Source organism: Thermococcus aciditolerans (genome assembly GCF_008152015.1).
GTDB lineage: Archaea > Methanobacteriota_B > Thermococci > Thermococcales > Thermococcaceae > Thermococcus > Thermococcus celericrescens.
Window position 1 is genome coordinate 2,102,634 of sequence record NZ_CP041932.1, and the last position, 13,611, is coordinate 2,116,244.

Sequence of the window (13,611 nt, forward strand, 5' to 3'; positions counted from 1 at the left end):
ACTCACAGCAGGTTCAGCTCTTTCAGCAGGTCTTCGACGTCCCGGTCTTTCGTGTCTTCCGTCTCCTCTTTCTCCGCGCCGAGCTTCAGCATGAGCCTCTGAACCTGCTCCTCCAGCTTCCGCAGCTCCTCGAACTGGTGCCGGAGCTTTTCGTAGAATTCTTTCTCAACTGGGGTTACCGGTATCGGCTCCTGAAGCCCCTCCGCTATCTTGTCCAGCTCCCCCGCCAGCTCGTAGACCGCCCGGTGGATGTAAATAAAGCTCTTCTCTGGGTTCAGCTCTTTCTCCTTGCCGTCCCTCACAACCCTCATTGGCAGATCGAGGCGCTTCACGCGAACCACTATCTCGTTGAAAGTGGAGTAAACGCTCTCATCCGGAACCGAGACAACCGCCAGTTTGCGGAGGTTCTTGAGGAGTTCTATGAGGTTCTCTTTCAACCCCCGGAACTCCCTCTGCCCCTGCCCGGTGAGCACGTAGACCTTGGCTATATCCCGCATTGAGAGGAGGGCCCGTTTCGCCTCGGCCATTCCATCCTTGAGCTTCTCCGGCTGAAGCGTCACGGCGGCCGTTATAATCTCCAGGAACTCCTCAACTTCGGACTGCTTCCGCCTCTCAATGACGTCCTCCAGGTGTTCTATCTCCTCCTCAAGCTCCGCCAGAATCTCCCTTTTAAGCTCCTCCTTAAGCTCGTCCTTTGTGGCCATCACCGCGTCTTCCAGCTCCTCCACCCTGCGCCCCGTTCTGTCCAGCTCCCTCTTCAGGCTGCCGATTTCGTAGTCCACCTTGGTTTCGAGTTTCTGGAGGTCCCTGAGCCCCTTTTCCACTCCCCTGAGCTTCTTCTGGAGTTCGTTCAGCTTCTGGATGAGCTCCCCGCGTACGTCCTCCTCCCCGGAAGAAACGTTGGTCCGGACCTCCCGGATCTCCGATTCAAGCTCCTCTTTGAGCTTTGAGAATTTTGACTCCAGCTCCCCGAGTTCTTCCTTCAGCTCGAAGTGCCTGGCCAGAACTTTGCCCGTGACGTCTTTGACGTAATACGCCAGAACCACTGCGACCGCCGCGGTGATTGTCACTTCGACCAGCATTACTCTCACCTGACTTCAACGTACTCCAATTTGTTTCGATGGTATTTAAGATTTTATGAATGTTCTCCGGCTGGAGGGGGCGAAAACCTTTGTCCGGATTGCCGCCTGTTGGATAATTTTCAACCAATTGGATTCTTTGTCCGTTAGCCCGATTTATACAATTTTTGGGTGGAGATTCTACAAATGGGGCAAATTTATGCGGAATTATGCCCAGGGATAAACCAAAAACGTTATATATTCTACAACCATATCTAATGTATGGGGCTACAACCATACCCTGCACATGGAGGCATTGATATCCAGGAGGGGTTTCAGTGGCTGCCCTTGCTATAATCACAGTGATTGATCTTGGAACCACTGACTTTGGGAGGGGGGAGTATGGACACAGTAATCGTGGACCCGCAGGTGTTGCGCTCCCTTCATCGTAGCGAACTCAGGAAGAAGATACTGATGTACCTGAGCGAAATATACCCGTCAGCGACGTACCTTTCTGAGATCGCCAGGGTCGTCAGTTCTGATCCATCCAACGTTAGGGGAGCACTGGTTGGTTTGGGCAACAGGTACAACGGAGAGAGTTCCCTTGTTTACCTGGGTCTTGTGGAGGAAGTCTCAAACAATGGCTTCAAGTATTACCGTCTGACGGACTACGGTAAAAAGGTCGTGGATTATCTTAAGGAGTACTACCGCTACTACCGGAGGTTCATGTGAGGTGTGGTGCCATGAATCCCGCCGATATCGTCGATGCCAACATCGAGCAGATGGTCAAGTTTTCCGTGCTCCAGATAATCGGACTCGGAACAAAGCACGGAATATTTCCTCTGCTCTCCAGGGCCCCAACGGTGCAGGAGCTGGTTGACCGTGTGGGCCTGCCCAACAGGCGCCTTCTTCTGGACTTTATCGACACGCTGGAGCGCCTGGGAATAGTGGCCGAGAAGGACGGCAGGCTTCACCTCAACGGCTTTACGTACACCGTGCATGTCCCTGGGGAGAGGTACGACCTCCTGATTCATGACTGGGTGCCCGTTCTGGAGGAGATATACCGCATGGTTGACTACGCGTTCATAACCCCCGTCCATCCGCACGTTCTCATGGACTTCGATAAGGACGCCGACTTCTGGGACATGCGCATGAGCACCCGTTTCTCCGCAGTGTACCGCAACGCCATGGCCCAGGCCGCGGGCCTAAGGCCGGGTATGCACGTGCTCGACATCGGTTGCGGCTCGGTGTCTCCTGTCCAGTTCGCCGAGATGATAGGCTACAACGGTTTCTATCTGGGAATCGACTACTCCCCGGCGCTTCTGGAGATAGCAAGGGCCAGGGTGGAGATGAAAAACCTGCCCGTTGAGCTGAAGGAGATGGACGCGAAGCTCATCCGTCCGGTTAACGAGTACGACGTGGTCCTCATGAGCTTCGTCCTTGAGTATGCCAAGGACAGGGAGAGGGTTCTCAGGGGTGCCCTTGAGACGCTCAAGTCCGGTGGGAAGATGGTGGTGCTTGAGCCGTTCAGGGACGCCTTTGCCCACATTCAGGCCCTTGAGTTCTTCGAGAGCCTCAACAAGGACTTCATTGGCTTCCCCTCCGCGGGGGAGATTAGGGACGTTATCCTGGAGGAGGGCTTCGACGTCGAGATAAGCCGGCCCGCCAGGAGCATAATGGTCATCAGAAAGAGATGAGAACTTTCCTTTTCTGTTTCTAATTTCCGACGGTGCCGGTTCTAAGCGGAGGCTCTCAAAAATTCCGGAAAAATTAGGGTTTGAGGCCCTCATCCGAGGGCCTCCTCCAGTATCCTGACGGCCTTCAGCATCTCAAGGTACGCCCTCCTGAGCGGGGCGAGTACCTGCGGGTTGCTGAGGTTCTGGAGCACCGGGCCGAACTCCTCCGCCTTTTCGTAGTACTCCTCGGCCAGCTTCCTGTGCTCCAGGGCCGCGGTTAGGGTCTCATTGTCCACGCCCTTCCGCAGGGACTCGTTGTACAGTTCATCGAATCTCCTTGAAAGCCTGTGGTAGTACAGGTAGCCGATGTAGTTCATACGCGTGACCGCCGTGCCCTTGTTCACCTTCGGTGCGGGGGCGACCCGAACCTCGGCGGACAGTTCGTTGTTCGTCTCGTTGCTCTCGGTGATGGCTCCATCCTCATCGACGATGGCCTTTAGGGTGTAGGTGCCGCTCCTGTCCGGCGTCCACGTGAATTTCACTGTCTTCTCTTCCCCTGCACCAATCCCGCTGACCCTCTCGGTTTTCACGAGGGTACCGTTTGCGTAGAGGGACACCGTGAAGTCCCCGTCAACGGCCCCACCATCGTTGGCCAGGGTTACGCTCACCTCGGTCTCCCTCCCGGCCACCGCGTTCGCTGCGCTTATCTCCACGACCTTCAGGTCGGGCAGCATGACGCCCAGGCTGTACTCGCTGAGGTGGCTCACGTTGGCCCACACGTAGTTCCTGTCCGTGTCCCTTCCGAAGCCGTAGACCGTTATGTTGCCGTAGGGTGAGCTGTCCTTTACCGTTTCCCCAACGTGCTTCGCCAGGTCTATCCACTCGCTTCCGTTCCAGTAGAAGAGGCTTATCGCGCTCTCGGCCACGCCCAGCTTCCGAAGCTCTTCGTCGGTGTACGTGATGTTGAGCACGACCCAGCGGTAGTTAACGGTGTCGTTGGTCTCGACCTTTATGTACTTCAGGTCCTCGTACCCGCTGCTCTCCATCTTGAACTTCGCGGTGTCGTTCTCTATCTCCGATGCGACTGTCACGTTCACCTCGACCTGCCCCGTCTCGTTGGCGGCAACCTTAATCTCCGTCTCGTTCTCGACGTTTATCTCGTGGGTCTCGTTCTCGGAGAAGTCCACAACGGAGCTTTTGACGGCCTTGCCGTAGAAGTTAACCGTCTTGGTCGAGACGTGTCCGCTTCCGTCCACCGCGGTTACGGTGACCATATAGTCCTCGAGGCCTCTCACGGTGAAGTTTATGGTCCCCTCCACCCTGCGGCTTCCGCTGGCCTCGATCGTCCTGTTGAGCAGCACGTCGGTGACGTTGGTCACCGCTATGTTCACGGTCTTGAGGCCGTAGTCGTCGGAGACGCGGTAGGTCAGGGTGACGTTTTTCCCTATCTCCTGCACCTTCGGGCTCACTGACACATCGACCGCCGGAGGAAGCACGTCCTTTCCTATCTCAACGCCGAACCACCAGTCGATTCCGAGGATGGAAACGTTCTCCGTGACGAACCCAAAGGTGCCGTCGTAGTGTATCCAGTCGGAGGTGTAGGGTGCCTCCAGCCTGAGGACGCCGTTGCCCTCATCGTCCGTCGTCCCCACGTAGACCCCGTCGTAGGTGCGGAAGTAGAACACTCCCCTTCCCGGGAGCCTGATGGGTATCGTTATGTTGTTGAGGTCAGGGGCGCTGTACATGTGGTTCAGCTCCAGCCCCTCCGGAAGGAGGTAGAACTCGTGTGTGGAGTACACCCCATCGCCGGTGCCGCACGAGCCTTCATTGCAGAGCCATCCAGCAGGCAGTATTGACGCCAGGTACTTTCCGGGCGCGAGCTTCGTTTCCTCCCTCAGCTCGCTTCCGTTCCAGTACCAGGAAGCCGTGTCTCCTATGGAGAGTTCATCCCATTCCCTGGTGACGAAGCGCGACAGCTCGAGGACGACCGGTATCGAAATCGGTCTCCCGTGCCAGTCGTAGTACTTGGACGCAGTGATGCCTTCGGGGGTCAGGTTGAGCTGGACGTGTATCTTGTTCACCTCGATTGAATCCAGGTCGTAGGCCCCGGACCTGTGGATGATGAGCGCCCACTCCTTGTTCATCTCCTCCCCAAACCCAACCGGGAGGCTGCTGGGGCTGTATGGAACTGTCGTCTCAATCATTCCATACTTGTTGGTAGTCGCGTTGAAGACACCTTCTGGGGTGTAGATGTGGACGGTTTCGTTGGGAAGCCCGCGGTAGAGATCACTCCACTCGGGTATCCAGTCCCTGGTGCGGTTCTGGAGCCATGCCCTCACGGTGACGTTGTTGGCGGTGACGATTTCCCCGGTCGTGGGGTCGTAGATGAAGTCCACGTAGTCAAAGTCCGCCCACAGGCGCGGCCGGATTACGTAGATGTACGCCACCGCACCCCCGAGGGAAACCCTTCCGTAGTATGCATCGTCGGGCACCTCTATCCTCTTGTACACCGAGTCGGTGTCCTCGAAGTGCACCAGCGTGACGTTGGTTTCCTCCGGCAGGTTCCAACCGTTTCCTGTCCATCTGTACCAGGTTACCATGACGTTGTAGTCCCCGGTGATTTTCTCAGACGCGGTTATCTCGAGCGACAGGCTCTCCCCGGGCTTTGCCAGCGTCCTCTCGGGGCTGATCCTTAAAGTAACCCCTCCTGAACCTGTGGACGTGGATGGCCTGTCGACCGCCCTCACCCACACCGAGTCCAGGGTGTAGTCCCCGATGGTGAGGCGCAGGTTCAGCTCCGTTGCGTTCTCAGGGATGGTGATGGTGACGCTGCCGTACCCGCCGTCCAGCGCGACGGTGTAGCTTCCGCCGTCCCTGAGCTCCCAGTCTCCCGCGGCCCTGTAGTGGACGCTCAGGTTCAGCTTACCCGTGTAGGGCCTTCCGTCGAAGTCCACCGCGAAGACGCTGAGGGTAACGTTCTCCCCCCTGTACACGTCGTGGGGCGCGATGATGACGGCCTCGACCGCGGCAGGCGCGACGTAAACCGTGCCCGCTTCCCTGCCGTCCAGCCGGAGGTATGCCGTTCCCGTTTCACCGGGCGTGAAGGTGTACTCAACCGTGCCGTTCACGGGCGTTAGGGTAACGCTCTCGGTCTTTCCGTTGAACTCAACCGTGAGGTTGACGTTCCCGGTGTACGGCCTCCTTGTGTAGGGTTTCATGAGGGTCCATCTGAGGGTCACCGGTCTGCCCGGAACCGTCGCCGCCTCCTTGCCCGCGAAGTAGTAGGGCGGAACCGCTATGACCTTGAACCACTTCTCCACGGCGGTGTCGCCGTACCGCACAATTACCTCGTACTCTCCCGCTGTCTCCGGGCGGAACGTCACGGTCGCCCGCCCGGTTTCGTCGGTCACGGCGGTTGTGCTGAGGATCACCTCGCCGTCCCTGAGCACTGTGATCGTCACGTTCCTGCCTTCCAGGGGGCCGCCGTAGGGTCTCCACAGGAGGGCGAAGACTGTGATGCTGTCGTTCACCCCGTACCAGTCCCTCAGCGTACCCCCGAACACCTGGACTTTCTCTTGGCTGTTGTAGGACATCGAAATCCATGCACCCACAGGCACTGTACTCACTACTAGTATTGCTACTAGAAGCGCCGCCGAGATAACGTTTCTGCCATTCACCATGGTGTTCACCGAAACCCATGGAACGTTCAGGGTATATACAATTTTCGGTGGTCATGTTGGCCGGTACCTACACATGCACCTACACAACCACCTACACTACTAAAAACAAAAAAGGGCTTTATATTGGGCCAACGTAATCTCCAGCGCAAAGAACCCCCAGGGGGTGCATGGAAAATGAAGGCCAGGACCAGGAAAGGTGCGGTTGGTATTGGAACCCTGATAGTGTTCATTGCCATGGTGCTGGTTGCCGCTGTTGCGGCGGCCGTGCTAATTAACACGAGTGGCTACCTGCAGCAGAAGGCTTCCAGCACTGGAAGAGAAACCACCCAGGAAGTCGCCAGCGGAATACAGGTGGACAGGGTTGTTGGTAAGGCCGACAGCGCCACCACCCCGACCAAGATACTCCAGCTCGGTATTTACGTCTCTCCGAACGCTGGCAGTGCCGGCATCGACCTCAGCAACACCAAGGTTGTTCTGAGCGATGGAACCAAGGAGGCTGTTCTCTGGTACAACGCTACTGCCACCGGTGCCGCGTTCACCGACACCAACGCTCTGGGAAGCGACATCTTCTCCGTTGGGCTTGATGCCTGGAAGAACCTTGTTGGTACCACTACCTCCACCCAGAACGACGCCAGCAAGGAGTTTGGTATCATAGTCCTCCAGGACGCCGACGACAGCCTCAGCGCCCAGTACCCGACCCTCAACGCCGGTGACCTCGTCGTCCTGACAGTCCTTGTAGGAAACTGGAACGAGACTGCTCTTGGGGTTGACTTCAATGGTGATACTGACACCTCAGACGTTATATCCAGTGTTTTCGGTGCCAACGGAATCCAGCCCGGTACCAAGATCACCGGTCAGGTCGTTCCGGAGTTCGGCGCTCCTGGCGTCATCGAGTTCACCACCCCAAGCACCTACACCGAGCAGGTTATGGAGCTCCAGTGAGTTTCCGTTCCAAATTTATTTGAGGAGGTGAGAGGCCATGTTTAGGAGGCTGAAGAAGAGGGGTGCGGTTGGTATCGGCACCCTGATAGTGTTTATAGCCATGGTTTTAGTGGCGGCAGTGGCCGCTGCAGTGCTCATCAACACGAGTGGCTACCTGCAGCAGAAGGCTTCCAGCACTGGAAGAGAGACCACCCAGGAAGTGGCGAGCGGGATACAGGTCGTCAAGGTCGTCGGCTACGACCCGGCCAGCCAGCCGGCCAGCGGTAAGATAACCAAGCTCGGTATCTACGTTTCCCCGAACGCCGGCAGCGCCGGCATCGACCTCAGGAGCACCAAGATAATTATGAGTGACGGTGACTCCCAGGCTATCTTCCAGTACAGGGCCACCAACAGCATCAACGTTACCACCCTCATAAACAAGACCCTGACCTCCGGAAGCAGCTCCAACTACATAGTGTTCTACGACACCACCAACAACAGGTGGGTCAAGATAATCGGCAACTTCAGCGCCACTGATATAAGCCTGAGTTACAGTGGTACTACTGCGAATCTTACCATCAGCAATGCTAACGATACTATCCCCGCCTCTGGAAACGTTACAATATCAGCCGTTGCATCATCGACCAACAAGGTCACTATCATTATACCTGGTGCCTTGGAGACCTTCAGCTCGGCCGCCCACGACAGCGGTGTTGTGAACAACATCTTTGACAGCACCAACCTTGATGCCTGGAAGTACATCGTTGCCCCGACCGAGTACGGTATCATAGCCCTCCAGGATGCTGACAACAGCGTTCAGGAGGCCTACCCGACTCTCAACGCCGGTGACCTCGTCGTCCTCACCGTCCCGGTCGGTGGAACCACCGACTTTGATGTTTCCGCGAACACCATAACCGTTCAGGACGTCAGTGGTACCCCCGCCATCACCATCCAAAAGGTGGGCTTCTCAGCGGTCTTTGGCGACGGATTCCAGCCGAGGCAGAAGATCACCGGCAAGGTCGTTCCGGAGTTTGGTGCTCCGGGCGTCATTGAGTTCACCACCCCGACGAGCTTCACAACGAACATCATCACCCTGCAGTGATGTCCCTTCCAAATTTATTTGAGGAGGTGAGAGGAGATGTTTAGGAAGAGGAAAGGTGCCGTTGGGATCGGTACCCTGATAGTGTTCATTGCCATGGTGCTGGTTGCCGCAGTTGCCGCTGCGGTGCTCATCAACACGAGCGGCTACCTGCAGCAGAAGAGCCAGGCCACCGGAAGACAGACCACCAACGAAGTTGCCAGCGGAATACAGGTCGAGAGCGTTATCGGCTACGCCGCATACAACTCTGGAACTGGAACATACGACCCCATAAGCAAGCTCGCCATCTACGTTTCCCCGAACGCCGGCAGCGCCGGCATTGACATGAAGAAGGTTCGCGTCATACTCAGCGACGGAAGCGCAGAGGCCGTGCTCAAGTACCCTGCCGTGGACAGCGACAGCGATGGAGTCCTTGACACCGACGTCTTCGCCGTCGGCATGCCCGACAATGTCTTCACCGACGATACTGCAATCGTCTACGATAGTGATGAGTACATCAACTGGGGTCAGCTCACCGGCACCACTTTCGGAATAATAGTCGTCCAGGACAGCGACGGAAGCCTCAAGCCCCTTACCCCAACCCTCACCAAGGGTGACCTTGCGATAATCGCCGTTAAGGCTGATGCGGTCTTTAGCACCACCAGCGGTATCCAGCCCAACACTAAGATTGTGGGTAGGGTCGTTCCGGAGTTCGGTGCCCCCGGCGTCATCGAGTTCACCACCCCATCAACCTACACCCAGAGCGTCATGGAGCTCCAGTGAGGCCCTTCTTTCCCTTTCGTTCTTTGATAATTTTTGGGAGGTGATACGTTGAGGAGGGGAGCAATAGGCATCGGCACGCTCATCGTCTTCATTGCAATGGTCCTCGTGGCAGCGGTTGCAGCGGGCGTCATCATAGGAACAGCGGGCTACCTTGAGCAGAAGGCCCAGGCGGCCGGGAGGCAGACCACCCAGGAGGTCGCGAGCGGGCTTAAGGTCATCAACATCTACGGCTACACCAACGCGACCCCGCCGAGCAAGGGGACGATAAGCAGGATGGCGGTATTCATAGCCCCCAACTCCGGGAGTGAGGGCATAGACCTCAGCAACGTTAAGATAGTCCTCAGCGACGGCGCCAAGCTCGTGGTGTACAACTACAGCGGCATACTCTACAAGGGTGTCGTCGATGACCTCTTCAACAGCACGGAGATATCGAGCAAAATCTGGGACAACACCACCTTCACCGATACGAACTTCGCGATAGTGGTTATCCACGACGGCGCGAGCGAGATGGACGTGAACCACCCGAACCTCGAGTGGGGTGACATGGTGGCACTCCTCGTGAAGACCACAGTATTTAAGGCCGAGAACGGAGAGAAGGGAATAGGGCCAGCCACCAAGATGGTCGGCAAGGTCATACCCGAGGTAGGTTCCGCGGGAGTTATAGACTTCACGACCCCCGCGACGTATAACTACAACGTGATGGTGCTCCAGTGAGGTGAGAACATGAGGCGCGGTGCCATCGGTATTGGAACGCTCATCGTCTTCATCGCGATGGTGCTAGTGGCGGCGGTTGCCGCGGGAGTGCTCATCAGCACCAGCGGCTACCTCCAGCAGAAGGCCATGGCCACCGGCAGGCAGACCACCCAGGAGGTAGCGAGCGGAATCAAGGTGATGAACATCTACGGCTACACCCCGGCCGACCCACCCGGAAGCGGCAGGATAACCAGGATGGTGATCTACGTTTCCCCGAACGCCGGCAGCGGCGGCATAGACCTCGCCCACGTCAGGGTCGTCCTCAGCGACGGGAAGAGGATGGCCGTCTACAGGTACTACGACCCTAACCAGGACTCGGGATTGCAGGCGGACTACTTCCTCTACTCCGGGGACGTCAGCAACGTGTTTCCGGACGTTGGGGAGAACCCGACCACTGGGGCGGTTGATGTGAGTACCTACACTCCTGTCGCTGCCGCTGACCTTGCGACTCTCTGGAAGAACCTTTACTACTATATGAACCAGAGTACCCCCAAGATGCTCTTCGGCATCGTCGTCGTCGCTGACGCCGACGGGAGCCTGAGCGGGAGCAAGGAACACCCCAGCCTCAGCTGGGGGGACATAGCTGGGATAGCCATATGGACGATACCCTTCGACGATGATGACAACCCTGCCACCGGCTACGGCATCGGCCCCGGCACCAAGGTCACGGGCAAGGTCATACCCGAGAACGGTGCGGGTGGGGTCATAGACTTCACCTCGCCGAGCACGTACACCGACAACCTGATGGAGCTTCAGTGAGGGGGTGGCGTAGGTGGCGCTGGATTTCCTTTCGTCATTATTCAAGAAAAAGCCCAAGGAGGAGGCCACCCCTGAGGCAGTGGAGCCCGTCTTTGAGGAGGAGCTTGAGGAGCGCGTGGAGAACAGGGAGGAGAACGAGCAGCTGACCCAGGTGCTGGAGCGCGTCAACGAGATCGAGAACGACATCCCGAGGATAAAGATAAGCATCGACACCCTCAAGAAGCAGATTCAGGAACTTAGAGACGACATCGACAGGCTCGACAAGACCATCAAGGACGTCATGATGCTCTACGAGGTCATCAGCCAGGAGATAAACCCCTTCAAGGAACAGATGGGCCAGGAGAACCCGCTCACCAGTGAGATTCAGGACCTCAGAAAGGAACTGGAAGACTTAAAGCTGGAGATAGCGCAGTTGAAGAACGACATTAAGGTGCTCGCCGGTTACGGCCTTGACCTTGACTCGATAATCTACGAGGTGCTCGCGGAGGTGTGAGGCGTGGAGATGACAAGGCTGGTCACGGAGGCCGACATAAACGCCAAGCTCGCGGAGCTCAAGGGCAGGGTTCCAACGGTGGTCATCAACGACCTCAGGGAGAAGCTCATCGCCAGGAAGGAGAATCTGACCTACGACCAGCTCGACAAGATCGTTCAGAAGGTGCTCGACACCTACGGAAGTCAGGCGGCCAAATACGAGCAGCTCAACAAACGCGTCGATGAGCTGGGCAAGAGGCTCACCGACCTCAGCATGCAGCTGGGTAGACTCGTTGAGACCCTTGAGGGCGCCAAGTTTGACGTCCAGGAGAAGAAGGCCGAAACGGTCTCCAGGAAGGTTGAGGAAGTCCACGAGAAGATCGAGAAGCTCGAGGGGCTCCTCGAAGAGGAGGAGAAGGAGGAGGTTCCGGAGGAGCTGACCCAGAAGCTCGACGAGCTTCAGGAGAAGGTTGAGGAGATAGCCGAGAAGGTGGAGGCACAGACCGCCGCCGAAAAGCTCGAAGAAGCCCAGGAGAAGCTTGAGGAGCTTCAGGAGAAGATAGAGGCCGGAGAAGCCGTTTCGGAAGAGGAGCTCAGGGCCGCTGAGGAGGCCGTCGCGGAGGCCGAAACCGCCGCCGAGGAGACCATCCTTGAAGTGCCGCCCGAGGAAGAGGCGGAGGAGGCAGTTGAGGAGGCACCGGTGGAAGAGGTTCCCGAGGTCACCGTTGAGGAAGAAATCGAGGAACTCCCCGAGGAGGGAGTCGAGACCATCGAGGTCGAAGAGGCCCCGGTTGAGGAACTCCCGGAGGAGGCTCACGAGGAGCTTGAAGAGGCCGCCCCTGAGGCGGTGGAGGCCGAAGAGGTTGAAGCCCTTGAAGAGGTTCCTGCTCACGAGATTGAAATTGAGGAAGAATCTGTTGAAAAGGAGGAAGGTGGTGTTAAGATGGCTGAGAAGTTCCAGATTCCGGAGGACATCGCAAGCCTGCTCTTCGAGGAGGAGCCGAGGAAGGCCCGGCTGGAGAAGCTGCCCGATGACATCGTCTCCACAATGATTGCACTCAAGTGGCTCGGGTTCCTCATCGACAGGGTCGGCATCCAGAACCTCGAGCGCGTCCTTGAGTTCTACTACGAGATAGGCTGGATAAGCGAGGGGGTCCTCAACAACCTCCTGCACTACGCCAAGGGCACCAGGCCGCACCACAGGGATCCTGAGTGGAAGCCGGCGGAGAAGCTCACCGTTCAGGACCACCTCATAAGCCTCCTCTTCATCGAGAGGCTCAGGGGACTCAGGATAAACAGGAACGTCCTCGACAAGCTCGAAAGGGAAATCAAAATGCTGGAGAAGACCCTCGACGAGTTCTACGGCATCTGAAGCACTGAGAAAAATGGGGGGCGGCCTATGGGGTTCAGCGTATCGGCGAGCGCTGCGATCATCTTTATTTCCTTTTTAATAGCGGCCAGCACCCTCTACACGGCGTGGGACAACAGCTACGCCAATGTCCGGGCCGCCCAGGATGAGTGGTATAATCTGAGGCTCTCCCAACTCAATACGAGATTTGCCCTCAATGGTAGCACAGGCACATACATTGTTGACAACACTAACAACTACTATAACGTGACCTTCCATTTGGAGGACAGGGGAATCACACTCTACGCACCGCACTGGACAGGTATATACGACGGTAAGTATGTCACTCTGTATAATGTTTCCGACGACAACGTTGGGTTCCTTGGTGATTATACCTATGTCCTGCCTGGGGATGTCATTTATGTTAACGTTACCTACATCCCCCTTGATTCGACCCCTCACGCATTGAAAACTGTATTCGAAAACGGCTGCTACTTCGTCATTGGCTGGTACTACAACGGCTCTGCCGTTGTGGTCGACTATACATCAACCGGCTGTCCACTGGAGGTGAGCTGATGGCCGCAGGAGGGCCGGCGAGCGAGCTCATACTGTTCATAGTTGCAGTTATCGTCGCGGGCAGTGTCGCCGGCGGTCTCGCCTACGTGACCACCGACATAGCCCACGGCATGAACGACAGGGGTGCCATGCTGGCCGACCAGCTGAGGACGGACTTCGCTATAATAAACGACCCGAACAACGTTCCTGTTGATACCGGAACCAGTTCCTACAACTATACGTTTTACATAAAAAACATTGGAAAGGAGCCCATTGCATTTACCCCCGACGCCGTCCAGGTGTTCATAGATGGGGCGATGGTGCCCGCGGCCAACCTCACGTTCACCGACGTTAATGGGGCTTCGATAAGTTCACTCGACGCCTACGAGGTTGGTGTGATAAAGGTCACCCTGGGTACGGCCCTGACGCAGGGGGGTTATCACACCCTCACCGTTGTGCTTGAGAACGGCGAGCGCAGGAGCTTTGTCTTCAGGGCGCCCTGACCTGAAGGGACGCGCCTTTGGCGGTT

General features: G+C 57.0%; 12 protein-coding genes and 1 pseudogene. 11 read left to right on the forward strand and 2 right to left on the reverse strand.

Translation table 11 applies throughout. From position 1 onward, the window contains the following. Positions 1-2: 2 nt before the first annotated feature. Positions 3-1,082 (reverse strand): hypothetical protein, encoded by a 1,080-nt coding sequence (locus FPV09_RS11555; RefSeq protein ID WP_148883504.1) that lies wholly within the window; start codon positions 1,080-1,082, stop codon positions 3-5. Positions 1,083-1,460: 378 nt separating this feature from the next. Between FPV09_RS11555 and FPV09_RS11560 the strand changes: the two genes are divergently transcribed. Beyond that, complete coding sequence (locus FPV09_RS11560) at positions 1,461-1,790, forward strand: helix-turn-helix domain-containing protein (protein WP_058939671.1); 330 nt, start codon at positions 1,461-1,463, stop codon at positions 1,788-1,790. 11 nt (positions 1,791-1,801) lie between these two features. Continuing rightward, positions 1,802-2,755, forward strand: a complete 954-nt coding sequence (locus tag FPV09_RS11565; RefSeq protein ID WP_148883505.1) for a class I SAM-dependent methyltransferase — start codon at positions 1,802-1,804, stop codon at positions 2,753-2,755. An 89-nt stretch (positions 2,756-2,844) separates the two neighbouring features. Here the strand turns inward: FPV09_RS11565 and FPV09_RS11570 are convergent, their stop codons facing one another. Further along, complete coding sequence (locus tag FPV09_RS11570) at positions 2,845-6,414, reverse strand: CARDB domain-containing protein (RefSeq protein WP_246112351.1); 3,570 nt, start codon at positions 6,412-6,414, stop codon at positions 2,845-2,847. Positions 6,415-6,588: 174 nt separating this feature from the next. On the opposite strand from FPV09_RS11570, the gene FPV09_RS11575 reads away from it, so the two are divergent. The 9 genes and pseudogenes from FPV09_RS11575 to FPV09_RS11615 all read left to right on the forward strand — a co-directional run bounded on the left by FPV09_RS11575 (position 6,589) and on the right by FPV09_RS11615 (position 13,585). Further along, positions 6,589-7,356, forward strand: coding sequence for a flagellin (locus FPV09_RS11575; protein ID WP_148883507.1), 768 nt, complete (start codon positions 6,589-6,591; stop codon positions 7,354-7,356). Between the two features lie 37 nt (positions 7,357-7,393). Then, a pseudogene (locus tag FPV09_RS12305) lies at positions 7,394-7,703 on the forward strand (archaellin/type IV pilin N-terminal domain-containing protein); the annotation flags it as partial. Positions 7,704-8,473: 770 nt separating this feature from the next. Continuing rightward, on the forward strand, positions 8,474-9,196 hold the full coding sequence (locus tag FPV09_RS11585; protein WP_148883509.1) for a flagellin: 723 nt from the start codon (positions 8,474-8,476) through the stop codon (positions 9,194-9,196). A gap of 48 nt (positions 9,197-9,244) precedes the next feature. Further along, a complete protein-coding gene (locus FPV09_RS11590) occupies positions 9,245-9,910 on the forward strand; it encodes a flagellin (RefSeq protein ID WP_058939668.1) in 666 nt (221 codons plus the stop codon). Between the two features lie 9 nt (positions 9,911-9,919). After that, positions 9,920-10,708, forward strand: coding sequence for a flagellin (locus FPV09_RS11595; protein ID WP_148883510.1), 789 nt, complete (start codon positions 9,920-9,922; stop codon positions 10,706-10,708). Between the two features lie 13 nt (positions 10,709-10,721). Then, positions 10,722-11,201, forward strand: coding sequence for a flagella accessory protein C (locus tag FPV09_RS11600; RefSeq protein ID WP_148883511.1), 480 nt, complete (start codon positions 10,722-10,724; stop codon positions 11,199-11,201). A gap of 3 nt (positions 11,202-11,204) precedes the next feature. Further along, on the forward strand, positions 11,205-12,551 hold the full coding sequence (locus FPV09_RS11605; protein WP_210411134.1) for a FlaD/FlaE family flagellar protein: 1,347 nt from the start codon (positions 11,205-11,207) through the stop codon (positions 12,549-12,551). A gap of 27 nt (positions 12,552-12,578) precedes the next feature. After that, positions 12,579-13,103 carry a flagella gene (locus FPV09_RS11610; protein ID WP_148883512.1) on the forward strand — a complete coding sequence of 175 codons (525 nt, stop codon included), beginning with the start codon at positions 12,579-12,581 and terminating at the stop codon, positions 13,101-13,103. Continuing rightward, positions 13,103-13,585, forward strand: coding sequence for a flagellar protein G (locus tag FPV09_RS11615; protein ID WP_148883513.1), 483 nt, complete (start codon positions 13,103-13,105; stop codon positions 13,583-13,585). Before FPV09_RS11610 ends, FPV09_RS11615 begins: the two co-directional genes overlap by 1 nt. The last annotated feature ends 26 nt before the right edge of the window (positions 13,586-13,611 follow it).